We start from the raw sequence: 26493 nt of genomic DNA, 5'->3' as shown, positions 1-26493 counted from the left end.
CCGCGGCATCGCCCGGCCCGCTCGATCCGTTTTCCTTCGCCTTCCTCCCCGGAGTGTTTTCGTCATGACCAAGAAGATCGTCATCACGGGTATCGGTGCGACCTCGCCCATCGGCGGCACCGCTCGTGACAGCTGGAAAGCCCTGCTCGCAGGCGAGTCCGGCGCCCGTGCCCTCGAGCACGATTGGGTCGCCGAGCTCGAACTGCCCGTGACCTTCGCCGCGACCGCCAAGGTCGCCGCCTCCGAGGTGCTCGAGCGCCACGAGATGAAGCGTCTCGATCCCTCGAGCCAGTTCGCTCTCATCGCCGGCCGCGAGGCCTGGGCCGACGCGGGCGCCCCCGAGGTCGAGCCCGAGCGGCTCGCCGTCGACTGGGCGACCGGCATCGGCGGCGTCTGGACGCTGCTCGACGCCTGGGACACCCTGCGCGAGCGCGGCCCCCGCCGCGTGCTGCCCATGACCGTGCCGATGCTCATGCCGAACGGCCCGGGCGCGGCGGTCGGCATGGACCTGCACGCCCGTGCCGGCATCCGCACCGTCGTCTCGGCGTGCGCGTCGAGCACCGAGTCGCTCGTCAACGCCTACAACCAGCTCCAGGCGGGCGAGGCCGACGTCGTCATCGCCGGCGGCTCCGAGGCGGCGATCCACCCGATCACCATCGCCTCGTTCGCGTCGATGCAGGCGCTCTCGAAGCGCAACGACGACCCCGCGACGGCCTCGCGCCCCTACGACGTCAACCGCGACGGCTTCGTGATGGGCGAGGGCGCTGCTGCGCTCGTCGTCGAGACCGAGGAGCACGCGAAGGCCCGTGGCGCCCGCATCTACGCCGAGCTGCTCGGCGGGGCGGTCACGAGCGACGCGTACCACATCACCGCGCCCGACCCCGCGGGTCTCGGGGCCTCGCGGGCGATGCGCGCGACGCTCGAAGCGGCGGGCCTCGAGCCCGGCGACGTCGCGCACGTGAACGTGCACGCGACGAGCACGCCGGTCGGCGACATCGCCGAGTACACGGCGCTCCGCGAGGTCTTCGGCGACCACCTCGACAACATCGCGATCAGCGCGACCAAGGCGTCGACCGGGCACCTGCTCGGCGGCGCGGGCGCGATCGAGGCGATGTTCACGGTGCTCGCGCTCCACGAGCGCACCGCTCCCCCGACGATCAACGTCACCGAGCTCGACCCCGAGATCCCGCTCGACGTGGTGCGCGAGCCGCGCACGCTCGCCGACGGCGAGCTCGTCGCGATCTCGAACTCGTTCGGGTTCGGCGGACACAACGCGGTCGTCGGATTCCGGTCGGTCTGACGCCCACTGCATGACGAAGGTCCCGGTGCGAATCGCACCGGGACCTTCGTCGTCGTCGGGCCAGCTGCTTCACTCGTACGGCTGCCGGGAATCCCCCTTCCGACCTCCGCGTCGCGCCGCAGCGGGCCCTCGGTCCGTCACCCCACCTGGTGCAGCCAGACGACGGGGGCGAAGTCGCTCGCGTGGCGGAACGGCTCGAGCTCGTCATCCCACGCCTGGCCGAGTGCGAGCCGCAGTTCGCGGTGCACCTCGAGCGCGTCGAGCCCGCCGACCTCGAGGGCGTAGCGGACACGGTCTTCGGGGATGACGGTGTTGCCGGCGGCGTCGGTCTGCGCGAAGTAGACGCCGAGCTCGGGCGTGTGCATCCACCGGGCACCGTCGTTGCCGGGAGTCGGATCCTCGCTCACCTCGAAGCGCAGCTGCTCCCAGCCGCGCAGCGCCGACGCGATCTTCGCGCCGGTACCGGGTTCGCCCTCCCAGTAGAACTCCGCGCGCATGGCGCCGCGAAGCACGGGCTGCTCTTGCCAATCGAAGTTCACGGGTACACCGAGGGCGCGCCCAGCGGCCCACTCGACATGCGGACAGAGCGCCCGCAGCGAGGAATGCACGAACAGCACACCCCGCGCGGAGCGTGCGGCCCGCGCGACCGTCTCTGCCATCTCCTTCTCCGTTCTGCTGAGGTGCGTCTTCCCCTACGACCTCTGAACGGCGGGTGGCCGGATGTTCGATTGTGCGCGGCAAGCGCCGCATCGCCGATTATGCCCCGGATCAGGGCGGTTCACAAGAGCCGCGGCCGGTGCGGTGCATCGTGGTCCGAGGATCACTATGCTCGGTGAGGTATTCGCCCGACACTGAAGGAGTCGCGGATGGCCGTACGTGAGGCACTGCTGGCATCGCTCATCCCCGGCCCCGGCTACGGCTTCCAGCTGCACGGCGCACTCGCCACCCGGACGGGCGGTCGGCGCCAGGTCAACGTCGGCCAGAGCTACGCGACGCTCGAGCGGGCGACCAAGGCGAAGCTCATCGAGGCCGCCGGCGCGACCGACGACGGGCTGCCGCTGCACCGGCTGACCGCGGTGGGGCGCGCCGCCGCCGACGCCTGGCTTGGCGGCGAGGATGCCTCAGGCGCCGACCCGTGGGATGAGACCGTCGACCGCGTGCTGATCGCGGCCTCCCTGCCCGGCGTGGACGCGCGCCCGATCGTCGCGGCCGAGACGCAGCGCTGGCGCGCACGGCTCTCCGAGTCCGAGTCCGAGCTCGAGAAGGGCGACGACGACACCACGGGCTCCGCCGCCGCACTCGTCGAGCTCGCCCGGGCGGCCGATGCCGCGCGGGCCCGGGCGGCGGTCGACTGGCTCGAGGGTGCGGCCGTGGCCGTGGCATCCGGACCTTCGCTCGAGCTGGTGCCGAGCGCCGAGCGCCCCCGACGCGGCCGGCGCCCGTCGGCGGCGGCCGCGGCAGACGACGCCGACGCTCAGCCTTCGGCCAACGCGTAGCTGTCGACCACCGCGAGGTCGAGCGGGAAGTCGACCGGGAAGTCGCCGAAGAGCAGACGCCCCGAGCTCGCAGCGCAGTCGGCGACTGCAGCGGCGACCTCGTCGGCGCAGTCGGCGGGCGTGTGCACGATGATCTCGTCGTGGAGGTAGTACACGAGGTGCGGGACCGCCGCGAAGGCCGGACCGGAACGCGGGGCCGGGGTGCTCGACGGCGGAAGCGCGCTGAGCCGGGTCCGGAGGGCCGCCATCCAGCAGAGGGCCCACTCGGCGGCGCTGCCCTGCACGACGAAGTTGCGGGTGAACCGGCCCCACTCGCGCGCGACGGAGCGCGCCCGCCGCTCGTCGACGGCCGTGGCCTCGGGATCGCTCGCGCGTGCCTGGGTCTCGCGCCACGACGCCGGCGGCAGCGGTGAGGAGCGGCCGAGGTTCGTGGTGACCTGGCCGCCGCGCTCCCCCACCGCCGCGGCGCGGTCGACGAGCGCCATCGCACGTGGAAACGCCCGCGCGAGCCGCGGCACCAGGCGGCCACTGTCGCCCGTCGTCGCGCCGTACATCGCTCCGAGGATCGCGACCTTCGCCTGGTCGCGCGTCTCGACGACCCCCGCGTCGACGATGCCCCGGTAGAGGTCGGTGCCGCGCGCGGCGCCCGCGAGCGCCTCGTCGCGCGCGAGCCCCGCGAGCACGCGCGGCTCGAGCTGCGCGGCATCGGCGACGACGAGCTTCCACCCGGGGTCGGCCACCACGGCGGCGCGCACGTTCTTCGGCAGCTGCAGCGCGCCCCCGCCCGAGGTCGCCCACCGCCCGGTGGCCGTGCCGCCGGGCACGTAGTCGGGGCGGAACCGCCCGTCGACGATCCACTCGTCGAGCCAGGACCAGCCGTTCGCGCTGAGGAGCCGTGCGAGTCGCTTGTAGGCGAGCAACGGCTCGATCGCCGGGTGGTCGTGCTCGCGCAGCTCCCACTTGCCGGTGGAGGCGACCTGGATGCCCGCACGCCGCAGCGCGCGGAGCAGGTCGACCTGCGAGTCGAGGTTGACCGTCGGCTGCTCGAGCGCGGCGCGCACCTCGAGGGCGAGCGCCTCCATGCGCGCAGGCTTCCACCCGGGTTTCGGCTTCGGGCCGAGCTCCCGTTCGAGCACGGCTTCGTGCACCCCGCGATCCCACGGCAGGCCGGCCGCCTGCAGCTCGACGCCGATGAGCGCCCCCGCCGACTCGGCAGCGAGCAGGAGTTGCATCGCGCGCGGTCGTGCGCTCGCCTCGACGAGGCGCAGCTGCCGCCGGTACTCGGCGACGACGGCGTCGACCGAGACGTCGCCGGCGAGCGTGTCGGATGCCTCGGCGTCGCCGCCCGACGCACCGGGAGGCACGACGCTCGCAGCCTGCGCAGCTGCCTCGGGGTCGGCCCCGGCCGGTTCATCGGCGAACTCGTCGAAGTCGAACAGGGCGGTCGATCGTGCGGCCGCCGCGACGGCGCTCGGCGCGACGGCGATCGCCCCCTCGAGGCTCGCGAGGTTGGGTGCCGCCGAGAGCCACCGCGGGCGCGGCTCGTCGTCGGCCGCACGTGCCGCGACCGTGTCGGCCGAGCCCTCGACGATCGCACCCCCGAGCAGGAGGTCGTGGCAGCGCTCGACGCGCACTCCCGCGCTGAGCAGCGCCGGATACCAGCGTCGCGCGTCGCTCCACACCCAGCGGGGGCGCTGCCGCTCGAGCTCGGCGACCGCGGCGGGCAGCTCGTCGGGCTCGATCACCGCGAGCGGGTGCGAGGGATCGTCGACGTCGACGAGCGCGACCCGGCCGCGCGGCGCCGTTCCGATCGCGATCCGCATCCCTCCATTCTCGTGCCGAGCACCGACAGCGGAGCACCGCGGATGCCACGACAGAGCGGTGTCGGTGGTGCGGGGCAGGATCATCGGTATGAGGAGCACGGGAGGCGGCGCATGGTCGCCGTGAGATTCCGCTGCGGGCACGGGGCCGCGTCGGGCGACGGCGCGGTCACACTCTCGCGCGGCTGCCCGATGTGCATGCTCATCGACGAGACGCAGCGCTCGCGCAGCGAACTGCTGCGCAGAGTGGCTCCCGCCCAGCGCGCGCGACTCGCGGTCGAGACCCGCATCGGCGCCGAGTACGACTGGCGCTGCGATCGCGGCCACGACCGCTACACCGCGACCGTGCGCGAGGCCCTGACGAGCCCGGGGTGTCCGAAATGCCGCCGCAACGCCGCCGGACCGAGCGCCGCCCGCGAGGCGGGGCTCGCGTACATGAACCACGGCCTGCGCACCCGTACCTCCGCGACCGAGCAGCGACTGCGCATCCTGCTCGGCGAACGCATCCGCCTGCATCATCGGGTCAACGCCGTGCGCATCGCCCGCACCTTCTACGGCCGCCAGGAGGTGTGGCCCGACATCCTCGTGCCGCAGCTGCGCATCGCCGTCGAGTACGACGACCCGGGCCGCTCGCGACGGGCGCACTCGGGTCTGAAGGCCGCCTCCGACCTCGAGAAGGACGAGGCCCTGCACGAGGTCGGATGGGACGTGATCCGCATCCGTGCCGGCGGGCTCGAGGCGATCAGCCCGACGAGCATCGTGTGCCGTGCGCTCACCGTCGAGGTGGTCGACGAGGTGGTGTCGATCATGCGGCGCCTGCGCGGCGACGCCGCGGTCGATGCGCTCGCCGTCGGCGGCGCGGTGATCGCCGCCGCTTCATCGTGAATCGCCTTCCGTGAATCGACTGCTCTGAGCGGCGACCTCTCGATGGCGGCGGTCGCGAACCGGCGGCATCATGTAGGCACACACCGATGAAGGGCACACCATGCTGATCTATTCGATGAGCGCCTCGATCGACGGCTACATCGTCGACCGCGACGGGAGGTTCGACTGGTCCGTGCCGAGCGAGGAGCAGTTCCGCTTCCATCTCGAAGAGACCCGCTCGCTCGGCGGCGTCGTGTGCGGCCGCAGGCTCTACGAGACGATGCTCCCCTGGGAGAACGACCCCTCCCTGCGCGATGAAGAACTCGGTGCTCAATTCGCCGACGCCTGGAACGCGCTGCCCAAGATGGTCTTCAGCCGCACGCTCGACCGCGTCGAAGGCAACGCCCGTCTCGCCGAGGGCTCGCTCGCCGACGAGGTCGCGGCCGCGCTCGCCGCGACCGACCAGCACGTCGAGATCGGCGGTGCGGGCCTCGCCGCCGCGGCGATCGAACTCGGTCTCGTCGACGAGTTCCGCGTTTTTCGCAACCCGGTCATCGTCGGTGGCGGAACCCCGTTGCTGCCGCCGGTCGCCGCGCAGATCGACCTCGAACTCGTCGAGACGCGCACCTTCGCATCGCGGGTCGTCTACGAGCGGTACCGCCTCGCCGGGCGCGGCCGGGCGTGACGCGACGGCCGAACTCCTCGCCTAGCTCACGAGTTGCGTGAAGAGCTCGTAGACCATGAAGGCGGGCCAGAAGATGCCCTGGAAGAACGCCCAGATGAACAGCCAGAACTCGTCGGCTTGCTGGAAGAAGAACACCCAGGCGCCGATGACGCCGAGCCCGTAGATGGCGCCGCCTCCGGCGAAGCATCCCGCGTTGGAGTTCCTGTCGGTCATCTCGCGCCTCCCTGCATCGATGGCCCGCCCGTCAGCTGCAACCTACTCCGAGCCGACGCCGACGGAAAGGGAGATCGCGTCCCGAGTTCCGGCACGTCCGCCCGGGGCTGCGCGAGGCCGATCCGGGCCTTCGTCTTGGCTCTGCGAGACCTCGTCTGCTAGGAAGGGTGCGCCCCCTATCGGCACGACGATTGGACCCGACGATGAGTTCCTCCACCCTGCAGACCGAGCCCGAAGCCCTCAGCGACTACGCCGCAGTCGGCGGTGCCCCGGCGATCACCGCGGTGGTCAACCGCTTCTACGAGCTGGTGCTCGGCGACGACGACCTCGTGCGCTACTTCGACGGCATCGAGATGGTCCGCCTCAAGCGGCATCAGGTCGCGCTCGTCTCGCACGTGATGGGCGGGCCGGTCGTCTACGAGGGCCGCGACGTGCGCACGGCGCACGCCGGCATGGGCATCTCCGCCGACGACTTCGCGGCCGTCGCGGGGCACCTCGTGACCGCGCTGACCGAGGCGGGCGTGCCGGCCGAGATCATCGACCGCACCGTGAGCGCGGTCGCGGCGACGCAACCCGACATCGTCGAGGTCACCTCGACGCAGGAGTGATGCGGTGGACACCGCCGCACTGAAGCACAGCTGGTCGCTCGCCGAGTCGCTCGGCGACGAGGTGCCGCTGTTCTTCTACTCGCACCTCTTCTACACCCACCCCGAACTGCGGGGGATGTTCCCGGTATCGATGGCGACCCAGCGCGACCGGCTCGTCGGCGCGCTGGGACGCATCGTGTCGAACGTCGACCAGCTCGACGAGGTCACCGCGTTCATCCAGCAGCTCGGTCGCGATCACCGGCGCTTCCAGGTGGTCGCGGGACACTACGACGCGGTCGGCCTCTCGCTGCTCACGACGCTGAAGCACTTCCTCGGTGAGCAGTGGACGCCCGAGCTCGCGGCAGACTGGGCCGCGGCGTACGGCGTCATCGCCACCGCGATGGTGCAGGCCGCCGAGGAGTCGGAGAGCGACAGCCCGGCTTTCTGGGAGGGCCTGGTCACCGCCGTCGAACGACGGAGCATGGAGCTCGCGATCGTGCAGGTGCGCCCCGAGCCCGCGCTGGCCTTCGAGCCCGGTCAGTCGGTCGCGGTCGAGACGAGCTACGCCCCTCGCCTGTGGCGGTATCTCAGCATCGCGAACGCGCCCCGGCCCGACGGCTCGCTCGAGTTCCACGTGCAGCTCGTGCCGGGCGGCCAGGTGTCGAGCGCGATCGTCCGCAAGCTCAAGGCCGGCGACGTGCTGCGCCTCGGGGCGCCCGTCGGCAACGAGCTCACCCTCTCCTCCGACGAGCAGGGGCGCGATCTGCTGATGGTCGCCGGAGGCACCGGGTTCGCGCCGCTCCGCGCGCACCTGGAGCGCATCGACCTCGACTGGCAGCAAACGGGCCGGGCCCCCCGCGTCCACCTCTTCCACGGGGCACGCGTGCCGTGGAACCTGTACGAGCACCGCCTGCTGCAGAGCCTCGCGGGCCGGCCCTGGTTCACCTACACGCCGGTCGTCTCCGACGACCCGAGCTACCCGGGTCGCACGGGGCTGGTCGGCGAGGTCGCGGTGGCCGAGGGGCTTCGTCCCGACGCCCTGGCGATGGTCTGCGGCTCCCCCGCCATGGTGCGGCACACGCTCACGCAACTCCGCAGCGCCGGCCTGAAGGCCGGTGATCTCCGATTCGAGCAGTTCGCGACGCTCGAAGACGACGGTGCGAGCGGCCCCCGTCGCGACATCCGAGATGGGCAGCCGTCAGCGCAGCCCGCCGAACGATTGGGAAGTGCACGATGACGCCCGACCCCGACAACGAACTGCAACCCGACGCCCTTCCGACGCCGACGCCCGCGCCCGACCCTGTCCCTGTGGTCGACCTCGCCCATGCCATCGCCCGGCTTCCCAAGACCGACCCGGCGAAGTTCACCGTGCGCCACATCGGGGCGGGCTACGACCGCTCCGAGATCGACGAGTTCCTCGCCGAGCTCAACGAGGCGATCGACACCGTGCGTGCCGCGGCCGAGCATGATCGCCGCGAGATCGACGCACTGCGCGCCGAGAATGCGCGACTCAGCTCCACCGCCGAGGCGAAGCACGACGAGGAGGTCACGCTCGGCGCCGTCGACCTGCTCTCGCAGGCGCAGACGATCGCCGACCGCGCGGTCGCCGACGCCGAGCAGTACGCGCGAGACCTCGTGCTCGCCGCGCGCGAGGAGTACCGCGACGTGCTCGAGCGCGCCGCGCGCGCCGAAGAGGCGCACGCCGTGGCCGGTGCCGCCCAACCCGCCGCCGCATCGCACGGCTCGATGCCCGAGATCGAGTACGTGCGTACTTACGCGAAGGTCGCGCAGGTGCAGCTGCGGTCGGTGCTCGAGGCCCTCGCCGAGCAGGTCGACCGGCTCGGCTCGTTGCCGCAGCCCCGAAGCGCCCCCGCGAGCAATCCGGAGGATGCATCCGATGACCACGACGGCATCGACGACGAGCCCGACTGGCTGCCGGCGGTGCCGCCAGAGCCCGCCATCCAGCGGCAGACGTACATCAAGCCCTGACCGCGCTCGGTGCGGCCGACGGAGGCGTCGGCCGCACCGCATGCGCGGGCAACCACGCCGGTCCGCGCTGCGGCCCGGCCGGAACCCGGCTCGGGACGCAGCTCGGAGTGCTTCGTCAGGTACGGCCGGTTCGGCCCCCTTCTCCGACCCATCGCTGTCATCGGACACGACGGCCACGGAGACCCCTGCCCCTCCCGACTCGGTACAGCTAGCTCACGAGCTGCGTGAAGAGCTCGTAGACCATGAAGGCGGGCCAGAAGATGCCCTGGAAGAACGCCCAGATGAACAGCCAGAACTCGTCGGCCCGCTGGAAGAAGAACACCCAGGCGCCGACGACGCCGAGCCCGTAGATGGCGCCGCCTCCGGCGAAGCATCCCGCGTTGGAGTTCCTGTCGGTCATCTCGCACCTCCTGGGAAGGGTGGATCGCAGCTCGGGGTGACCGCACCGGGCGGCCAGCCGACGAACCGGCAGTGACCGCCCGAGCGCGACCCCGGCGATCGCCGCTCAGTGTACGCGCGGCCGGGCGGGGCCGACACCTTGTGGAAGGTGCAGTTGCCCTCGGCTGCGGACGACGGCATGCGGGTCTAGTCGGCCCGCGGCTCTGTCATCCCGTCCTGCTCGACCGTGTGCACCTTCAGTGGCACAAACCCGCCCTCGAGCTCCTCGATGGTGAACGGCGAGCTCAGCGTAGGCAACCCCTGCAGCAGCGCCATCGAGTACTCGCGAGCTTCATCGTGCTCCAGCATCGCGAAGGCGGCGGTGATGCCATCGGCGACCCTGCGCACCCGGTCCCACTCCTCCTGCGGCGTCTGGACGCGCAGCCGCTGTCGGATCAGCTCGATGTCGAAGGGCAGCGGATCGCCCGGCCGTGGACGGCGCGTCGGGTTGTACATCTCCTGGTAGCGGCGGAGGAAGACCTTCAGACACCCCTCGAACTGGCGCGTGTACGACGGATCGATCTCCACGACAGCCCCGCGGACGCCGATGAGGACACTCGGCCTCGCTGTCGGCTGCGACAGCACGTTGCCCGTGACGTCGGCATCCGTGATCGCACAGCCGACGGTGATCGGGAATCCGCCGGTGACCCCCGTGACGGTGATGTCGAGGCCGTTCGACGTGACCGCGTACCCCAGCACGACGGAGGCCGGATACTCGTCGGGCTCCTTTCCGCTGAAGCCCTGAACTGTCACGGAGAGCGTGATCGTCCCCGAGGCTGCGCTGAGTGCGTGCCCGTTGATCGTCCACGCGGAGGTCTTCGCGGTGCGGAATCCGGTCGCGTCGAAGCGCACGTGGATCCGCTCATCGAGGGCGGAGGTCTTCCACCAATAGTCGCGGTCCGCGATGCAGAAGGAGAGCCCGCCCTTGCCAGGCCGGAACGTGCCCTCACCGAGCGTGCGGCGCGACGTCTCGCGGAGCTTCACGCGCAGCCGTGCGGCGTAGCCCTCGTTGACGGGGATCACCGTGCGGCCGTGCGCATTCGACCAGTAGGCCTGCAGCTTGACGTCGTCGGTGTAGGCGGTCTGGTCGGTGGCGTTCGCCGTCCACGGTGTATTTCCGGGCCGCGGCGACTGGCCGGCGTCGACGATCTCGTTCGCACCGCTGTTGACCTCGGTGTGCCAGCCGTCGCCCTCGGGGTCGGTCACGATCTCGGCGATCTCGTGCGCGACCGTGACCACGGTCTCGTCGGGCGCCGAGCCGACGGCGTCGGCGAGCAGCACCCAGCCTGCCCAGTACTCGTCGGAGTCGAACGGCCCGTCGAAGTCGTAGTCGTGCCAGTGCGCGCCGAGACCGCCGTCGGTGACCACGTAGCCGTCGGGAAGCAGGACGACGAACGCGATGCGCGGGCCGTCGTCGGGATCGGGGAACACGTCGTCGTCGAGCAGGTCGTCGACCATGTCGAGTGTGGCGCGCATCGTCTCCGTCCCGCTGCCGCTCATCGGCGGGCCCGGCGAGATCACGGTCATCGCGCCACGCCAGACCGGCGCTCGCGGAATCCCGTACTGCACGAGCTGCGTGAAGTAGCGGGACGCGAGCAGCCGATGGGTCTGCGCGATGATCTCCCCCTTCATGCCGCTCCCCGGGCCGTTCCACCACGAACCCCAGAAGAGCAGCTGCACGGGGACGCCGGTGGCCGTGCCGGCGATGGTCCCACCGTGGTGGGTCATCTTCGCGCCGTCCATGTTGTGGTCCGCGAAGATGTAGATCGGGTCTCGCACCCGGCTCCAGACCCCCTCGTAGGACTCGTCGCTGAGCTTGTTGGTCAGGATCTCCGCGACGACCGCGTCATCGAGACGTTCGAACGCGTGAAGGAATCGTTTCGTCATCTGCTCGCCCCCCGAGCTGCCGACCGCGGGCGAATCCGCCCGACAGTGCGAGCGTGGCACCGTGATGGGCTGTGGTCAAGCGTGCGCCGACCTCGTCAACGGCTGTGCAGCTCTTCGGGCTCGACCACGAGATCGACGAGTGCCCCGTTGCGCAGCACGGTCATCTCCATACGGCGGCCGATCGCGTCCTCGACCATGAGCCGCTGCACGCCGGTCGGGTCGAACACCGGGATGCGGTCGATCGTGATGACGATGTCGCCCCTGCGTGCTCCGGCAAGCGCGGCCGGGCTGCCGACGACCGTCGACATGACCTGCATGCCGGTGGGCGATCCGACCCGTGCGGCGGCCTCGGGGCTCAACGGCACCTTCGCCCCGGCCACGCCCAGCCACGCCCGACGCACGCGCCCGTCTGCCGTGAGCTTCTCGATGATGCTGAGGGTCGTGGCGTTGATCGGCACCGCGAGCCCGAGCCCGAAGCCGGCGACCGCGGTGTTGACGCCGACAAGCCGCCCCGCGCTGTCGGTGAGCGCTCCCCCGCTGCTGCCGGGATTGAGCGCGGCATCCGTCTGGATCACCTCGTCGATTACCCGGCCCACGCCGGTCGGCAGCGAACGGCCGAGTGCTGAGACGATGCCGGCGGTGACGCTGCCGGCGAGCCCGCGCGGGTTGCCGAGGGCCACGACGAGCTGTCCGACGCGCAACCGCGTCGCGTCGCCGAGCGGCACCGGGCCAGGTGTCGGCCCCGTCGCGCGCAGCACCGCGAGGTCGGAGAGCACATCGGCGCCGACCACCTCGGCCGAGGTCGAACTGCCGTCGGCGAACGCGAGTTCGACCGCGGACGCGTCCACGACGACGTGGGCGCTCGTCAGGAGGCGGCCGTCGGTGCTGATCACCGAGGCACTGCCGGCACCGGCGCCCGCCGCGGTGCGCACGCTCACCGCCGCGATCGACGGCAGCACCGTCTCGGCGACACGCACGACCGCGGCCGAGTAGGCGTCGAGAGCGTCGCTGTCGTCCATGCAGCCAGTCTCGACCCGCGGGAGGCACTTGGGGCCGAGGTTCGCGCAGAGCGGAGGTGACGACGGCCCACCGAACGCAACGCGGGGATATCGCCGACGGCACCGGTTCCTCGCTCACCGCGCGCATCGAGGAGGAGCACCTCGCGCTCAGGACGCTGGTGGTCGGCAACGTCAGGTGAACCGGCAGGTCACCGCCCCCAATGGGCCGAAGTCGGCGTGAACCGTGTCGCTCGGCTCGACCCACATGGGCCGCGTGAACGAGCCTGCGAGCACGAACTCTCCGGCGGCGAGTCCGGAGCCGTGCCGGGCCAGCTTGGTCGCAAGCCACGCGACGCCGAGCGCGGGATGCCCGAGCACCGCCGCGGAGACACCGGACTCCTCGATGCCCTCGTTGCGCGAAAGCACCGCCGAGACCCATCGGAGGTCGATCTCATCCGGTGCGACCGGCCGACCGCCGTACACCGCGGCCCCGAGCGCCGCGTTGTCGGAGATGGTATCGACGATCGTGCGGCCCTCGAGTTCGACGTGCGAGTTCAGGATCTCGAGCGCAGGAACGACGTACTCGGTCGCACGCAGCACGTCGAACACCGTCGCGGGCGCCGTCACGGCCTCGCCCAGAACGAACGCGAGCTCGACCTCCACCCGCACACTGCTGAAACCCGCATGCTCGATGAGCGCCCCGGACTCGAGCAACTGGTCGTCGAAGATCACGCCGTAGTCCGGCTCCATGATGCCGGTCGCGGCCTGCATGACCTTGGAGGTGAGGCCGATCTTGTGGCCGATCACGCGATGACCGGCCGCGACTCGGCGGCCGGCCCATTCCGCTTGAACGGCATAGGCGTCTTCGACGGTCATGTCGGGATGCCGCGCCGTCAGCCTCGGCAGCACCGCGCGTGTCTCGTGCGCGGCGTGCAGTTCATCCGCGATCGCCAGGATGTCGTTGCGCGCGAGCACCTCAGTGCACTCCGAGGAAGTCCTCGAGAGTCGCCGGGCTCGCCGTCACGAGCGGCTCGTGCACGAGCTCGCCGGGAAACTCGCTCGCCTCGAAGAACCAGCGACGCGATGCGGGCATGCCCCACAGCTGCGCACGCTGCGGGTTCGAGACATCCCACCGGATCGGCTCGGCCTCGAGGTCGATGAACTGGTAGTGGGTGGTGAAGAGCTCGATGCGGTGCTGGTCGGGGTCGCGCAGGTAGAGGAACAGGGCGTTGCTGATGCCGTGACGCCCGGGCCCGCGATCGATCTCCTGTCCGAAGCCGGTCGCGCCCGCGACATCCGCCGCATGGATGAGGGATGCCGCATCCGGCACCGTGTACGCGAAGTGGTGCAGCCTCGGGCCACGGCCGTTGGTGAAGACGAGGTCGTGGGTGTTGCCCTTGACCTCCATCCAAGTGCCCCAGAGCTCGTCGGTGCCGTCGGTCGCGGTGTACTCGCTCATGCGCATGCCGAGCCCGGTCCAGAAGTCGGTCGCGGCCTGCACGTCGTAGGTGACGACCTGAAAATGGTCGAGGCGCTGCGGTGCACCCGCGACGAACTCGTCGTACTGCTGCATCCTGCGCTCGACGACGTCCATCGATGAGGTGAGCTCCATGTGCGTGCCGACCGGGTCGCGGAACCGGATCGTCGGCCCCTGGTGGTCGACCTCGACGCGCTCGAAGTCGATGCCCGTGGCCGCGAAGTGCCGCTCGGCGGCCACGATGTCGTCGTCGGTGCGCACGCGCAGGCCGACCGCGAGCGCCTTCGCCTCGGCGGCGAGTTCGAGCCGCAGGCTGTGGTGGGAGGCCTCCTCGAGACCGCGCAGGTAGACGACATCGTCGGTCTCCTCGGTGACGACGAGGCCGATCGTGTCGCGGTAGAAGTCGCGGCTCGCCTCGAGGTCGGTCACGGCGAGTGCGACGTGGCCGGCGCGCGTGATCGCGAACGGCGGAGTCTGGTTCCGGGTGGGCAGCATGGCGGGAGTCCTTCCGAGTGTCGAACACTTCAAGGCTCGCAACGCGCGGTCGTTCACGGAACTACCGATGCGCTCTGTCAGCCATAGGCAAGCGCTATTGAAAGGATGCCACGATAGGCTCAACCCATGGAACTGCGTCACCTGCGGTACTTCCTCGCCGTCGTCGAGGCCGGATCGCTGACGGCCGCCGCGAAGGCGCTGCACATGTCGCAGCCACCGCTCAGCGTCGCCATCGCCCAGCTCGAGACCGAGCTCGGCACGCCGCTGCTGGTCCGCACCTCACGCGGCGTCGAACCGACGAGCGCCGGCAGGTCGCTGCTCGAGTCTTCGGGCCGCGTGCTCGGCGAGGTCGACGAGATCGTCGCGACCGTGCGTCGCTCGGCCGGGCGCGGCAGCGGCGTCCTCACGGTCGCCGCCGTGCCCGCGCTCATCTGGCATCGCATCCCGCGCCTGCTCCGCGAGGTCGCCTCCGGCGCCCCCGACCTCGAGATCCGACTCGTCGACCCGCCGCCGTGGACCGCGATCGATCTGGTCGTCAACGGGCGGGCGGACGTCGCGGCCATCCTCGTCGCCGACCCCAAGCGGTTCGTCGCTCGGCACGGCGATGCCTTCGAGATCCGCGACTGGGGCGCCGTGCCCCTCGTCGCCGCGCTGCCACCCGGCACCGAGGCGCCCGACCCGCTGCCGCTGCACTGGTTCGACGACCGCATCGTGCTGCTCCCCCAACGCACGGCCGCGGTGCCGAGCCTGCCCGAGCTCGTCGAGGCCGAGTTCCTGCGGCTCGACGTCGTCCCCCGCGAGGTGCGCACGGTTCCGACCATCCAGAACATGGTTCCGCTCGTGGAGGCCGGTCTAGGTGCGGCGCTGCTTCCCGACGCCGACCGCGCGAGCGTCGGCCGATTCGACATCGTCGTGCGCGCGACCGCGCCCTCCCCCGCGCCATTGCGTGCGCTCGTGATCGCGCGCCGCGGTGCCGCGGCGGACCCTGTGGTGGGCAGCCTGCTCGAACTCGTCTCCGCGACATCCGCCGATTCCGTCGTGGACGACCCAGATCGTGTGCGATTTCCCATACAATCGACGAACGCGCGAGAGGACCGATGATGGCAGCGAGCAAGGCAGAGCAGGCGTACACCGTCCTCAAGGCGCGCATCACCGATGGCACCTACGGGCCGGGGTACCGGCTCGTCATCGATCAGCTCGTGCGCGAGCACGGCATCAGCTCGGGGCCGTGGCGCGAGTCGCTGCGCCGGCTCGAGGCCGAGGGGTGGGTCGAGATCGTGCCCAACGTCGGCGCCCTCGTGCGTACGTTCGACGCGCAGGCGTTCGAGCGGACCATCCGCCTGCTCGCCCGGCTCGAAGGACTGGCGACCGCGGTCTCCGCGCCGCACCTGACGGCCGACGATCTCGCCGAAGCCAGGGCGTTCAACGCCCAGATGGCCGACGCGCTCGCCGGATTCGACACCAACCTCTTCGGGCGGCTCAACCGACGCTTCCATGAGGTGCTCTGCTCGAAGTGCGACGACCCGCGCCTCAACGATCTGCTCGCCACCGAGTGGGCGCGACTCGACTTCATCCGCCGATCGGCCTACTGGCACGCGCCCGGCCGTGCGCAGGCCTCGGTCGCCGAGCACGAGAACCTCGTCGCGCTCATCGAGAGCGGTGCCGAGCCCGACGAGATCGAGGCGGCCGCCCGAGACCACGAGGTCAACACGCTCATCGCGGTCACGACCTACGACGCCGCGCTCGCGGGGCACAGCCCGAGCGAGTCACTGCTGGCGTGAGGGCCTGACCCCGAATCCGATTCCGAAGGGCGATCTGCTCCGGCCCCACGGCGGTCAGGCGTCGCCGCCCCCACGCCATTGCGCGATCCACGCGCGCCCGTAGTCGTTGCCGTTCGGCAGGCGCAGGGTGGTGTGCACGTGGAAGCGCGCGGGAAGGCGGTTCGCGAGCCACACGCCCGCGTGATTGTCGAGTTCGGCGATCACGACCGGGCTCTGAATGCGGAAGTACACGGGCTCACTGCCGTCGGTCGCGCCGTACCAGGAGAACCACGTCTCGTCGAGGTGCGCGTCGTAGCAGGCGAGCATCTCCGCCCTCTGGGGTTCACGCAGCAGTGCATGGAAGTCGGCCACGATGCGGCGCACGAGCGCCTGCTGCACCGCATTCAATCGCGACACCGGAATGCCCTCGTAGGGCACCACGCGGTTGTCGCGGAAGGCTCCCGCGACGTGGCGTTCGTCGGCCGGGTGCAGGCGGCCCTCGGGCATGGCCGGGTCGAGCACCGACGCGAACACCACGGCCTCGGCGCGCTGCTCGGGCGTGAGCGAGCCCGCCAGTTCGAGCGCGAGGTGCTCGCGCTCGTCGAACAGAGGCGGGCGGGCGCCGTCGGAGAGCGCGGGCTCGGCGCCGATGAAGACCGGCGCGATGACGTCGCGTCCGCCGACCGTCACGAAGTTCAGCGCGACGTGGTGGCCGAAGAGCTGCCAACCCCAGGGGCCGTCAGTCGTGGGAGTGCCGAAGAGCGAGAACCAGTAGCTGCGCTCGTTCATGATCGTCGGCAGTCCGGTGAGCTCGCCGAGGTAGCCGTTGAGCGCCATCGCCTCGCGCACCTGCGCGAATCCTTCAGGGCTGAGGGATGCCTCGACGAGGCCCAGGATCGCCGCGACCTGCCGGTCGGAGAGGTCCTCGAGCCGAAGCCCGTTGCGGTGGAACACGAACTCGGGGTTGCTCCAGCCGCGCCAGTCGGGGGCGTCGACGTCGTACTGCGCGCGCTCGCGCAGGTCGCCGGGCAGCTCGGCGAGCACATGCTCGGCGGCGGCCACGAGTGCGGGGTCGCCGGACGCGACCGCGAGCCCGACCGGGCCACCGGACGAGCCTGGTGCGGATGCGGCATCCGCCCACACCTCGCGGCAGACGACGCCACCGGACGTGATGCCGGTGAACGGCTCGTCGTAGAGCGCGTCCCAGTCGCGCAGCAGCGCCTGGAGGAACTCGTTGCCCTGCCGGGCGGCCGTGAACTCCTCGTACGACATTCCCCGCCAGGGGGCGAGTTCGTCGCCGTCGAGCGGGTACAGGTGGTCTCGGAAGCTGCCGTCGTCGAGCTCCACCGCCTCGTCGCGGGCGCTCACGCGCGCCTCCGAGAAGAAGCCGTCGATGTCGCGGTCATCAGTCATCAGCAGAGGCCTCCGTCGGTGCTGCGGGCGACGCCGGCGAATCGGCACCCTCGGCAGAGCCGGGGGCATCTGCCCCCGCGCGCTGCCGGAGGCGCGCACGCGCTCCGTTCGTGTAGATCGCGGCGACGATGTCGTCGGGCGTCATGGGCGAGGTGAGCTCGCGCTGGATCCCGCCGTCGGCGAAGACGAGCACGCGATCGCACACGAGGGCGAGCTCGTTCTCGTCGGAGCCGGCGACGACGACGTAGGTACCGGTCTCCGCGGCATCCCGGATGGCGGCGCCGATGATGTGGCGTGCGCCGATGTCGACCGCCTGCGTGGGCTCGTGCAGGAGCAGCAGCTTCGGGTCGGTCGCGAGCCACTTGGCCACGAACACCTTCTGCTGGTTGCCGCCGCTGAGCGTGCCGACCATCGCATCGGGGCGGGGCGGGCGCACGTCGAGGCGTCCGATCCACTCGTCGGCGAGCGAGCGTTCGCCACGCGACGAGAACGGCAGCAGGCCGCGCTTCGCGCGCGAGGTCTGCGGGAACGCGATGTTCTCGGAGACCGACATGCCCGCGGCGATGCCGCTGTGCTCACGGCCCTCGGGAACGAGCGAGATGCCGGCGGCGATCGAGTCGCTCGGAGTGAGCCCCGTGAGGCCGATGGTCGATCCCGCGAGGGCCACATCGCCCGAGGTCGCCTTCGAGACGCCCGCGAGCAGGTACGGCACGTCGTCGTAGCCCGAGCCGGCGAGGCCCGTGAGGCCGAGCACCTCTCCCGGGCGCACTTCGAAGGCCACGTCGTGCACGCCGAGGCCCGTGACGCCGGCGACCGCGACCGGGTCGCCGGTCAGGCCGGGCAGCGGGGCGCGGTCGCCGAGGTCGATGAGCTCGCGACCGAGGATCAGGCCCGTGAGCGTGGCCTCGGTCATGCCGGCGACCTCGCGACCCGACTCGACCACGGCACCGTCGCGCAGCACGGTCACGCGGTCGGCCGCGTCGACCACCTCCTCGAGGCGATGCGTGATGAGCAGCACCGCGGTGCCGGTCGCGACGATCTCGTCGAGCAGCGTGAAGAAGCCCTCGAGGGCGCGGCGGCCGAGTGCCCGCGTCGACTCGTCGAAGATGATGAGGCCCTTGCCGGGCGTGGCATCCTGCAGCGCGCGGGCGATCGCGACGATGGCGCGGTCCTCCTCGCTGAGGTCGCCGACGAGCGCATCGAGCGGCACCGAGCGCTGGATGCGGTCGAAGACCGCCTGGGATGCCGCGCGCTCGCGCTTCCAGTCGATGCGACGGAACGGGCCGGTGGGCGTCAGGCGACCGACGCGCAGGTTCTCGAGCACCGTGAACGAGTCGACGAGGCCGAGGCTCTGGTGCACGATCGCCATGCCGCGGGCGCGGGCGTCGTGCGGGGTGACGGGCAGGTCGAAGGGGCTGCCCTCGAACGAGACGACGCCGCCCTCGTCGGGTGTGTAGAGGCCCGAGAGGATCTTCGCGACGGTCGACTTGCCCGACCCGTTCTGCCCGACGAGCGCGTGCACCTCGCCGGGGCGCACGTCGAACGTGATGTCCTTCAACACCCGCGTGCGGCCGAACGTCTTCGAGAGCGATTCGACCGTGAGGCGGGCGCCCCGGGGAGCGGGCGCTGCCGCCCGCTCCCCGATGGTGGTGCCGAGGGTCATGCAACACCCCACAGCGCTTCGAAGTCCTCGCGGAACGTCGTCGGGCCGAACCATTCGCCGGAGGCCTCGGCCTCTTCGGTGAGGGTCACGTCGCCGATGTTCTCGCGCGTGAAGAGGCGCACCGGGATGGTGTACTCGGGCACCGCCGAGCCGGTCATGAGGCGCAGTGCGAGGTCGGCCTCGACCCAGCCCTGGTAGGCGTTGGCCTGACCGGTCGCGGCGTAGAGGTACGTGTTCGACGCGAGCGCCTGGAGGGCGCCGATGCCGGCCGAGCCGGTCACGCCCTTGACGGACTCCATCATGCCGGCGGCCTGCACGCCACCCTGGGTGGGCTGCAGGAACTGCGCGAAGTCGTTCACGACGTACCCGATGGTGGGGTCGTTCAGCAGCGCGGCGCTCACCGACGGGGTGACCTGCGGGAAGTTCGACGACGACACGTCGTTGATCGTGTAGGTGCAGTCGGGGCAGATCTCGTCGAGCTCGTCGGTGCCGGCCTGCACGTAGGCCTTCTGCGAGGGGCCGTCGGCCGTGCGGTTGATGAGGATGTTCGCGGTGCCGCCCGAGTCCTTCGTGATCCACTGCGCGATCGCGATCTCCTGGTCGGAGCCGCCCGCAGGCACGTAGCCGAGGGTCTCGGAGGCGGGGTGGCTGTCGTCGGGGATCTGGTTCGAGATGACGACGGGAATGCCGGCCGCCTGGGCCGCGTCGAGCGCGTTGGCCGCGAGGCCGTATGGCACGGCGTCGGTGACGATCGCGGCGGCTCCGGCCTGGGTGCCCTGGCCGATGCACGAGCCGATGTCACTCGGGTTGCCCTTGCCGTCGCACACCTGCACCGAGATGCCGACGGTCTCGAGGGCCTCGGTGAGTTGTGCGCTCACGATGCTGAACTGCGGCGACTGCAGCGTGACGGGAACGTAGTAGACGGTCTTGCCGGCGAGATCGGCGACGCCGTCGACCGCCTCGGTCGGCACCGGGTACGCGTCGAGCGGTGCGGAGACGGCCGCGAGGGCGGCGTCGAGGTCGGAGTCGCCGCTCCCGGCCGCGGCCGACGCCGAGGGCGAGGTGGCGTTGCCGGGCTCGGCGCAACCGGCCAGTGCGAGTGCGCTGACGGCGACCGCGCCTGCGGCCACGAGGCCCCTGATGCGGCGGGCGGATGATGCGTTCATGCGGTGTTCCTTACGTGACGACGTTGACAGTTCGGACAGGGACTTGCGGGGTGTTGCCGGGTCGCCTACCTGGTACGGCGATGGAGCACGGTGGAGATGCTGACCGCGATGATCAGCACGCCGCCGTAGAAGATGTTCGAGATCGCGGGGCTCGCGCCGAGGAACTTGAGGCCGAGCACGCCGGTCGCGAGGAAGTACACGGCCACGAGCGTGCCGAGCGGGTTGAAGCGGCCCGGCTGGAAGATCGCGGTGCCGAGGAACGTCGCCGCGAACATGGGGAGCATGTACGTCTGCGAGGTCATGGCTTCGGCGCCGCCGAAGTACGCGGCCGAGAGCACGCCGCCGAGCCCGGCGATGACGCCCGCGGAGACGAACGCGCCGATGCGGATGCGGTTGACGCGCACGCCGGCGAGGCGACTGACCTCGCGGTTCTCGCCGACGAAGCGCATGTTGCGGCCGAGTGGCGTGAACTGCAGCAGGTAGGCGAAGCCGAGCATGAGCACGAGCGCGAGGTAGAAGGTCGTGGGCAGACCGCCGAACGTGGTGGTCGCGACCTTCGAGAACTCGGCGGGCAGGCCGCTCACCGGCTGCAGGTTGCTCGCCCAGCTTGCGATGCCGAGCAGCACGGTTCCCATGCCGAGGGTGACGACGATCGTGTTGACGCCCAGCCGCACCACCAGCAGTCCGTTGATGAGGCCCGCGAGGGTCGCGATCGCGATCGCGAACAGCGCGGCGACCCAGACGTTCCACCCGTGGTTCACGTTGAGCACGACCGTGAGGATCGATGCGAGGCCGAAGTTCGATGCGACCGACATGTCGACGAACTCGCCGACGATGATCGTGCACAGCAGCGCCGCGGAGAGGAACACGAGGTCGGATTGCCCGCCGAAGATGGACGCCCACGTGCCCGCGTGGAACATGTTCTGGGGCCGCAGCACGGCGAAGATCGCGATGAGCAGGATCCAGACGACGATCACCGAGAAGCGGGACGACGCCCAGCCGATCCACGATCGGGGCTGCGTCTCGCGAGCGGTCGCGATGGCGACCGTCTCGTTGGGGCTGGTCTTCGTGTTCGTCATGGGGGTTCCTGCTCCCGTCCTCGCACCATTGCGTCGCACGTTCGTCGTGCGGTCGGTCGAGCCGGGCGCATGCCCGGACTGAGTTTCGTGTGTGAGATCATATGCGATCTCCTGCTTGATTGCGGTCATCGGATGCGGCCCCTCGGGCGCTCCTCGATCACCGCGGTGAGTTCGGCCTGCACGAGCGAACCCCGATCGAGCGGCGCGGCCATCACCCGACGCGCCGGCCGGTCCGCGGCATCCGGGAACATCGCGACCCATTCGCGGTTGATGGCCTCCCGTTCCCGGTGGTCGGCCACCCAGAACGTGAGCTTCAGGATGTCTCCGACGCCGCCGCTCGCCGCCGCCATGACCTCGCGCACCCGTTCGAACACGAGCGACACCTGGGTGTCGAGGTCCTCTGGGATCTCGCCCGTGCGCGGATCGCGGGCCGTGAGCACGCCCGACTGGACGAACGGGCCGATGCGGCACGCGGCCGGCACCGGGTTCTCGTGCACGAACCCGTCGATCTCGATCGTGATGCGGGTCACGGGTGCACCACGATCGATTCTTCGACGACCCGATTCTCGATGACGCCGAGCCCCTCGATCTCGGCTCGCACGACATCGCCGACCTTGAGGAAGTCGCCCGTCGGTGCACCGATGCCTGCAGGCGTGCCGGTGGCGAGGATGTCGCCCGGCTTCAGCGTGAACACCTGCGTCAGGTACGCGATCTGCTCGTAGACGTCGTAGATCATGTCGTCGGTGCGCCAGTCCTGACGCACTTCGCCGTTGACCGACAGCGTCATGCGCAGGTCGAGCGGGTCGGCGATCTCGTCGTCGGTCGTGAGCCACGGCCCGATCGGCCCGTGCGTGTCGAACGACTTGCCGAGCGTGAACGTGGGCGACCGCTTCTGCAGCCAGTCGCGCACCGACACGTCGTTGGCCACGACATATCCCGCGATCACCGATCGGGCGTCCTCGACCGAGACGTGCCGGCACTCGCGGCCGATGACCACACCGAGCTCGATCTCGTAGTCGAGCTCGTCGGAGACGTCGGGCTTCACGATGTCGCCGTACGGGCCGTTCAGGCAGGTGACCTGCTTGTTGAACCACAGCTGGCTCGTCGGAATGGGGATGCCCGCGGCGCGCGCCTCCTCGGCGTGCTCCCGGTAGTTCATGCCGATGCCGAGGTACTTCTGCGGGTCGTCGATGGGCGGCAGGAGCCGCACGTCGGCGAGTGCATAGGCAGGGCCGTCGGCCGCCCGGATCACGGGAGCGAGCGACTCGAGGTCGGGCAGGATCGCCCGGAGCGACGTGCCGACGCCCGGCACGTCCGAGACATCGACGAGCACGTCGTCGTCGACGCGGCCGATGCGCGGTTCGCCGCCGTCGATGCTGAACCTGGCGAGCTTCATCGTGCAGCCTCCTTCTCGACCTCACCGGTCGCGGCCCGCTGTTCGGAGGGGAGCTTGCCCCACACCTCCTCGCCGCGCGGCGTGAGCTGGAAGTTGAGGAAGCGCCACGCGGCATCCGCCTCGCCATCGCGCACGACGACCTGGGTGACGACCCCGTGCTGTGTGCGCGTGCTGCCGTCGGGGTTCGCGAGCTCGTTCACGATCGGGCCGGTCACGACGGCGACCTCCCCGATCACCCGGATCTCGAGGTCGCCGCGCTCGATCGAGCGATAGGCGCGGCGGGTGCCGACGTGCTCGAGCAGCATGGCCTTGTCGTGCACGACGCCGGGCGCGTGGATGTGCACGAGCCGGTCGTCGAAGATGCGGGCGAGCGTGTCGACGTCGCCGTCGACGAGCGCCCGCTGCCGGGTCGCCTCAAGGGCGAGGATCGCGTCGCGTTCCGCGGCATCCGCGGTTCTGATGACGGTCATGCGCGACCCGCCTCGGCGGTGCCGGCCTGGGCGGCGGCGACCTCCCAGGTGCGGAAGCCCGTCGCCTCGCCCGCCTCGTGCCCCGGGCGCGGGGCACCGACGAGCGCGTGGTACTTCGAGAAGATCTCGTCGGCCTCGGCGAGGGGCAGCACCTGCTCGATGTCGGCGAAGGGCTGCCCGTCGGTGCGCTCGGCCACGATGCGGCGGATGACCTCGTAGCCCTCGCCGCGCATGCTGTCGGCGATGCGGTTCACGATCTCGCGGCGGGCGCGATCGTACGCGGCGAACGCCTCGCGCGGGTCGCCGAGCTCGATGAGCTTCTCGGTGAGCACACGGGCGTCGAGCATCGCCTGGGTGATGCCGTTGCCGCCGCGCGGGTACATCGCGTGGGCGGCGTCGCCCAGCAGCACGACCCGTCCGTCGACCCACGTGTCGAGCGGGAAGTGGCGGATGAGCGGGAAGAGGTAGACCTCGCGCGCGTCGCGGATGAGCTGCTGCACGTCGAGGAACGGCAGCTCCAGCGAGGCGAACGCGGGGATGATCTGCTCGGGGTCGGCGACCTGGTTCCAGTCCTCGACGGTCTCCTCACCGTTGGTCTCGACGACCCAGTTGATGAGGTCGAGGCCCGAGCCTTCGAAGTCCTCGGCGATCGGGTAGACGATCATCGTCGAGATTCGCGGGTCGCCGAGGTGCAGAATCGTGTGCCCGCCGCGGATCGGCTCGCGCAGCGTCGTGCCGCGCCACATGGTGATGCCCGAGAACTCGGGCTCGGCCTGGTTCGGGTGCATCTGGCGGCGCACGGCCGACTTGATGCCGTCGGCGGCGACGACGGCGCCGTGTCGCACCTGCTCCGTGCGTCCGTCGCGGTGCTCGAGGTCGAGCGTGACGCCATCGGCGTCCTGGCTGTACCGCACGACGCGCGCGCCGAGCACGACCGCGTCGTCGCCGAGCCGCTCGAGCACGGTGCGGAACAGCAGCAACTGCAGGATGCCGCGATGCACGAACCGCTGCTCGTGCAGGTAGCCCATGTGCACGCCGCACTTCTCGGCGTAGATCTCCTGACCGAAGTGGTTGAAGAAGATGGAGTCCTCCGCGTCGACCGAGATCGCGCGGAACTCCTCGAGCACCCCGAGGTCGTCGAGCTCGCGCGTGCCGACCGTCTTGATGTCGACCCCGACGCCGAGCGGTTTCAGTTCGGGCACGGTCTCGTAGATCGTCGGGCTGAACCCGGCTTGGTGCAGCCGCAGGGCGGTGACGAGCCCGCCCGGGCCCGCACCGATGATGGCGATGTCGGTCATGTGCTCCTCTGTTCTCTGACTCAACGGGCGCTCGTGCGGATGCCGGCGGCGGCGCCGGTCACCTCGCCGAGGAAGTCGATGGTGCGCGCCCACGCCCTGGCGGCGTTGCGCGGGTGGGAGGCGGCGCCCGGCATGCCGAGCGCGTCCGCCTTCGGGTTGGTGAAGGCGTGCTGCGTGCCGCTGTAGAGGTCGAACTCCCAGTCGAGGCCGGCGCCAGTGAGGCCCGCCTTGACGGGCTGCCAGTGCTCAGGCGCGGCCATGGGGTCGTCGGCGCCGGTGCAGAGCAGCACGGTCGCCGAACCGGTCGCGGCCGACCAGTCGTGGGCGACGAGGTCGAGGCCGCCGTGGATGCTCACGGCCGCGACCACCGGTGCGCCCGTGCGCACGTACTCGAGGGCCGACGATCCGCCGAAGCACGCGCCGACGATCACCGTGCGGTCGGCGTCGAACTCGGGCTGGGCGGCGGCGGCCTCGTGCGCGGCGGCGAGGCGCGCCATCCAATCGTCTCGGTCGCCGACCATCGAGCCGATGAGGCGGCCGATGTCGGCGCCGTCATGCGCTTCGGTGCGCTCGCCCCACACATCGGCGGCGAAGACGGCGTAGCCGAGCTTCGCGTAGCGAGCGGCGAGGGCGATCGTGTCGGCGCCGAGACCGAAGGCGTCGTGCACGAGGAGGATGCCGGGGAGGGGCGCGCCGACACAACCGCCGGGCGCAGCTGCCGACGCCACGAGGCATCCGATCATGCGCGTGCCGTTCGCCTCATAGGCGACGTCGCGCTGCGTCAGCTCGGCCATCTCGGCCCCTCTCTGCGCCCGGAGGTCGACGAGGTTCGTTCGACGTCGAGCGCGGGATTGATCCTACACAGGATCGCACACGATTTCCAACACGATGTGACTATGCTGAATCGACATCACGCGAAGAAGCGAGAAGGAGCACCTGACCATGACGGTCGTCGACATCAACATCCACCACCTGCCCGAAGACCTCTTCACCAACGAGAAGATCCTGCACGGCTTCCTCGACTCAGCCCCCCGCGGGTTCGGCGAGATCGCCCGGGTCATCGAGATGGACAGCGGCAAGAAGCAACTCATCCTCGAGAAGCCCGCCGGCCACCAGAATCTCAACTACGTCGAGGGCGACTACTCGGCCGAGGCGAAGCTCGCCGCCATGGACGAGGCGGGCGTCGACTACGGCATCATGCGCGTGCCCGTCTGGCAGGAATGGCTCGGCCTCGAGACGTGCAAGGCAGTCAACGACAACGCCGCCGAGATCGTCGCGCGATCGGGCGGGCGCCTTTTCGCCACCGCGTGCGTCCCGCCGTGGGGCGGCAAGGAGAACATCTACGAGCTCGAGCGCAGCGTCGGAGACCTCGGTGCCGTCGGTGTTCAGCTCGCCTGCCACTACGGCCAGCTCTACCTCGACGACCCGGTGTTCGAGCCCTACCTGAAGGTCATCGAGAAGCTCGACATCCCGGTCATCGTGCACCACACGCCGCTGCCCGTCGAGTGGAAGTCCGTCATCGACTACACGAACCTCCGCCGCGAGTACGGCCGCATCATCGACCAGGGCATCGCCGTCGGCCGCGAGCTCTTCAGCGGCATGTTCGACCGCATGCCGGGACTTCGCTTCATCCACACCATGATGGGCGGCAACTGGTTCGCGAACACCGCCCTGCTCACCCCGCACGCCACGAACAAGGCTGAAGCCATGCAGCGCCTCGACCCGACCGGCGGCGAGAAGATCAAGCAGTACCTGGCCGAGAACATCTTCTTCGACATGACCCACCCGCACTCGTGGGGCAAGACGCAGGTCGAGGCCGCGCTCGAGATCAACGGCGCCGACCACTACCTCTTCGGGTCGTCGTTCCCCGTGTTCTACAGCTGGATGGGCCAGGGCGTCGACTTCGTCAAGAACGAGCTCGACCTCAGCGACGCCGACCGGGAGCTCGTGCTCGCCGGCAACGCCAAGCGGTTGTTCAACCTGCCGATCGACGTGTAGG

At 70.6% G+C, this 26493-nt stretch carries 27 protein-coding genes; 10 read left to right on the top strand and 17 right to left on the bottom strand.

The window, feature by feature from the left end:
- The first annotated feature begins 64 nt into the window (after positions 1 to 64).
- A complete protein-coding gene (locus ACFVAJ_RS13855; RefSeq protein WP_376945028.1) occupies positions 65 to 1300 on the top strand; it encodes a beta-ketoacyl-[acyl-carrier-protein] synthase family protein in 1236 nt (411 codons plus the stop codon).
- 137 nt (positions 1301 to 1437) lie between these two features.
- Here the strand turns inward: ACFVAJ_RS13855 and ACFVAJ_RS13850 are convergent, their stop codons facing one another.
- On the bottom strand, positions 1438 to 1959 hold the full coding sequence (locus ACFVAJ_RS13850; protein WP_376945026.1) for a DUF3145 domain-containing protein: 522 nt from the start codon (positions 1957 to 1959) through the stop codon (positions 1438 to 1440).
- A 207-nt stretch (positions 1960 to 2166) separates the two neighbouring features.
- On the opposite strand from ACFVAJ_RS13850, the gene ACFVAJ_RS13845 reads away from it, so the two are divergent.
- A complete protein-coding gene (locus tag ACFVAJ_RS13845) occupies positions 2167 to 2796 on the top strand; it encodes a PadR family transcriptional regulator (RefSeq protein WP_376945024.1) in 630 nt (209 codons plus the stop codon).
- On the opposite strand, the gene ACFVAJ_RS13840 is transcribed toward ACFVAJ_RS13845, so the two are convergent.
- Positions 2775 to 4619, bottom strand: a complete 1845-nt coding sequence (locus ACFVAJ_RS13840; RefSeq protein ID WP_376945022.1) for a bifunctional 3'-5' exonuclease/DNA polymerase — start codon at positions 4617 to 4619, stop codon at positions 2775 to 2777. The genes ACFVAJ_RS13845 and ACFVAJ_RS13840 overlap by 22 nt on opposite strands.
- A 111-nt stretch (positions 4620 to 4730) precedes the next feature.
- Between ACFVAJ_RS13840 and ACFVAJ_RS13835 the strand changes: the two genes are divergently transcribed.
- Both ACFVAJ_RS13835 and ACFVAJ_RS13830 read left to right on the top strand, forming a co-directional pair.
- The gene (locus ACFVAJ_RS13835; RefSeq protein ID WP_376945020.1) at positions 4731 to 5501 is read left to right on the top strand and encodes a hypothetical protein; all 771 of its coding nucleotides are present in this window, start codon (positions 4731 to 4733) and stop codon (positions 5499 to 5501) included.
- Positions 5502 to 5601: 100 nt separating this feature from the next.
- Positions 5602 to 6165: a dihydrofolate reductase family protein gene (locus tag ACFVAJ_RS13830; RefSeq protein WP_376945018.1), complete on the top strand. Its 564-nt coding sequence runs from the start codon at positions 5602 to 5604 to the stop codon at positions 6163 to 6165.
- Between the two features lie 21 nt (positions 6166 to 6186).
- Here the strand turns inward: ACFVAJ_RS13830 and ACFVAJ_RS13825 are convergent, their stop codons facing one another.
- Positions 6187 to 6378 (bottom strand): hypothetical protein, encoded by a 192-nt coding sequence (locus ACFVAJ_RS13825; RefSeq protein WP_376945016.1) that lies wholly within the window; start codon positions 6376 to 6378, stop codon positions 6187 to 6189.
- Positions 6379 to 6581: 203 nt separating this feature from the next.
- Between ACFVAJ_RS13825 and ACFVAJ_RS13820 the strand changes: the two genes are divergently transcribed.
- From ACFVAJ_RS13820 to ACFVAJ_RS13810, 3 genes are read left to right on the top strand one after another with little or no spacing between them, the layout of a single operon-like run.
- Entirely contained in the window at positions 6582 to 6986 is a 405-nt protein-coding gene (locus tag ACFVAJ_RS13820; RefSeq protein WP_376945014.1) for a group 1 truncated hemoglobin, read from the top strand.
- Positions 6987 to 6990: 4 nt separating this feature from the next.
- A complete protein-coding gene (locus ACFVAJ_RS13815; protein ID WP_376945012.1) occupies positions 6991 to 8202 on the top strand; it encodes a globin domain-containing protein in 1212 nt (403 codons plus the stop codon).
- Positions 8199 to 8954 carry a DivIVA domain-containing protein gene (locus tag ACFVAJ_RS13810; protein WP_376945010.1) on the top strand — a complete coding sequence of 252 codons (756 nt, stop codon included), beginning with the start codon at positions 8199 to 8201 and terminating at the stop codon, positions 8952 to 8954. Before ACFVAJ_RS13815 ends, ACFVAJ_RS13810 begins: the two co-directional genes overlap by 4 nt.
- 208 nt (positions 8955 to 9162) lie before the next feature.
- Here the strand turns inward: ACFVAJ_RS13810 and ACFVAJ_RS13805 are convergent, their stop codons facing one another.
- The 5 genes from ACFVAJ_RS13805 to hpaD form a co-directional block, all read right to left on the bottom strand.
- Entirely contained in the window at positions 9163 to 9354 is a 192-nt protein-coding gene (locus ACFVAJ_RS13805) for a hypothetical protein (protein ID WP_376945008.1), read from the bottom strand.
- Positions 9355 to 9539: 185 nt separating this feature from the next.
- The gene (locus tag ACFVAJ_RS13800) at positions 9540 to 11279 is read right to left on the bottom strand and encodes a hypothetical protein (RefSeq protein WP_376945006.1); all 1740 of its coding nucleotides are present in this window, start codon (positions 11277 to 11279) and stop codon (positions 9540 to 9542) included.
- A gap of 95 nt (positions 11280 to 11374) precedes the next feature.
- Positions 11375 to 12298, bottom strand: coding sequence for a S1C family serine protease (locus ACFVAJ_RS13795; RefSeq protein WP_376945004.1), 924 nt, complete (start codon positions 12296 to 12298; stop codon positions 11375 to 11377).
- 171 nt (positions 12299 to 12469) lie between these two features.
- On the bottom strand, positions 12470 to 13252 hold the full coding sequence (locus ACFVAJ_RS13790; protein WP_376945002.1) for a fumarylacetoacetate hydrolase family protein: 783 nt from the start codon (positions 13250 to 13252) through the stop codon (positions 12470 to 12472).
- Between the two features lies 1 nt (position 13253).
- Entirely contained in the window at positions 13254 to 14249 is a 996-nt protein-coding gene (gene hpaD / locus ACFVAJ_RS13785; RefSeq protein ID WP_376945000.1) for a 3,4-dihydroxyphenylacetate 2,3-dioxygenase, read from the bottom strand.
- A gap of 126 nt (positions 14250 to 14375) precedes the next feature.
- Here hpaD and ACFVAJ_RS13780 point away from each other — a divergent pair, with 126 nt between their 5' ends.
- Both ACFVAJ_RS13780 and ACFVAJ_RS13775 read left to right on the top strand, forming a co-directional pair.
- On the top strand, positions 14376 to 15350 hold the full coding sequence (locus ACFVAJ_RS13780; RefSeq protein ID WP_376944998.1) for a LysR family transcriptional regulator: 975 nt from the start codon (positions 14376 to 14378) through the stop codon (positions 15348 to 15350).
- A complete protein-coding gene (locus tag ACFVAJ_RS13775; protein WP_376944996.1) occupies positions 15350 to 16030 on the top strand; it encodes a GntR family transcriptional regulator in 681 nt (226 codons plus the stop codon). The genes ACFVAJ_RS13780 and ACFVAJ_RS13775 overlap by 1 nt, the downstream gene beginning before the upstream one ends.
- A 54-nt stretch (positions 16031 to 16084) precedes the next feature.
- Here ACFVAJ_RS13775 and ACFVAJ_RS13770 read toward each other — a convergent pair whose 3' ends face one another.
- The 9 genes from ACFVAJ_RS13770 to ACFVAJ_RS13730 form a co-directional block, all read right to left on the bottom strand.
- Positions 16085 to 17422, bottom strand: a complete 1338-nt coding sequence (locus ACFVAJ_RS13770; protein WP_376944994.1) for a DUF3500 domain-containing protein — start codon at positions 17420 to 17422, stop codon at positions 16085 to 16087.
- Positions 17415 to 19085 carry a sugar ABC transporter ATP-binding protein gene (locus ACFVAJ_RS13765; protein WP_376944992.1) on the bottom strand — a complete coding sequence of 557 codons (1671 nt, stop codon included), beginning with the start codon at positions 19083 to 19085 and terminating at the stop codon, positions 17415 to 17417. The genes ACFVAJ_RS13770 and ACFVAJ_RS13765 overlap by 8 nt, the downstream gene beginning before the upstream one ends.
- Positions 19082 to 20251 (bottom strand): sugar ABC transporter substrate-binding protein, encoded by a 1170-nt coding sequence (locus tag ACFVAJ_RS13760; RefSeq protein ID WP_376944990.1) that lies wholly within the window; start codon positions 20249 to 20251, stop codon positions 19082 to 19084. The genes ACFVAJ_RS13765 and ACFVAJ_RS13760 overlap by 4 nt, the downstream gene beginning before the upstream one ends.
- Before the next feature lie 65 nt (positions 20252 to 20316).
- A complete protein-coding gene (locus ACFVAJ_RS13755) occupies positions 20317 to 21330 on the bottom strand; it encodes an ABC transporter permease (RefSeq protein ID WP_376944988.1) in 1014 nt (337 codons plus the stop codon).
- Between the two features lie 125 nt (positions 21331 to 21455).
- A complete protein-coding gene (locus tag ACFVAJ_RS13750) occupies positions 21456 to 21860 on the bottom strand; it encodes a RidA family protein (protein ID WP_376944986.1) in 405 nt (134 codons plus the stop codon).
- Positions 21857 to 22726 carry a fumarylacetoacetate hydrolase family protein gene (locus tag ACFVAJ_RS13745; protein ID WP_376944984.1) on the bottom strand — a complete coding sequence of 290 codons (870 nt, stop codon included), beginning with the start codon at positions 22724 to 22726 and terminating at the stop codon, positions 21857 to 21859. The genes ACFVAJ_RS13750 and ACFVAJ_RS13745 overlap by 4 nt, the downstream gene beginning before the upstream one ends.
- The gene (locus ACFVAJ_RS13740; RefSeq protein WP_376944982.1) at positions 22723 to 23196 is read right to left on the bottom strand and encodes a nuclear transport factor 2 family protein; all 474 of its coding nucleotides are present in this window, start codon (positions 23194 to 23196) and stop codon (positions 22723 to 22725) included. The genes ACFVAJ_RS13745 and ACFVAJ_RS13740 overlap by 4 nt, the downstream gene beginning before the upstream one ends.
- Positions 23193 to 24494: an FAD-dependent monooxygenase gene (locus ACFVAJ_RS13735; RefSeq protein WP_376944980.1), complete on the bottom strand. Its 1302-nt coding sequence runs from the start codon at positions 24492 to 24494 to the stop codon at positions 23193 to 23195. Before ACFVAJ_RS13735 ends, ACFVAJ_RS13740 begins: the two co-directional genes overlap by 4 nt.
- 20 nt (positions 24495 to 24514) lie before the next feature.
- On the bottom strand, positions 24515 to 25288 hold the full coding sequence (locus tag ACFVAJ_RS13730; protein ID WP_376944978.1) for a dienelactone hydrolase family protein: 774 nt from the start codon (positions 25286 to 25288) through the stop codon (positions 24515 to 24517).
- 148 nt (positions 25289 to 25436) lie between these two features.
- On the opposite strand from ACFVAJ_RS13730, the gene ACFVAJ_RS13725 reads away from it, so the two are divergent.
- Positions 25437 to 26492 (top strand): amidohydrolase family protein, encoded by a 1056-nt coding sequence (locus tag ACFVAJ_RS13725; RefSeq protein ID WP_376944976.1) that lies wholly within the window; start codon positions 25437 to 25439, stop codon positions 26490 to 26492.
- The last annotated feature ends 1 nt before the right edge of the window (position 26493 follow it).

This window comes from Agromyces sp. NPDC057679, assembly GCF_042799635.1.
GTDB lineage: Bacteria > Actinomycetota > Actinomycetes > Actinomycetales > Microbacteriaceae > Agromyces.
Note: the sequence above shows the minus strand (reverse complement) of the source record. Positions and strands in the feature narration are given on the sequence as shown.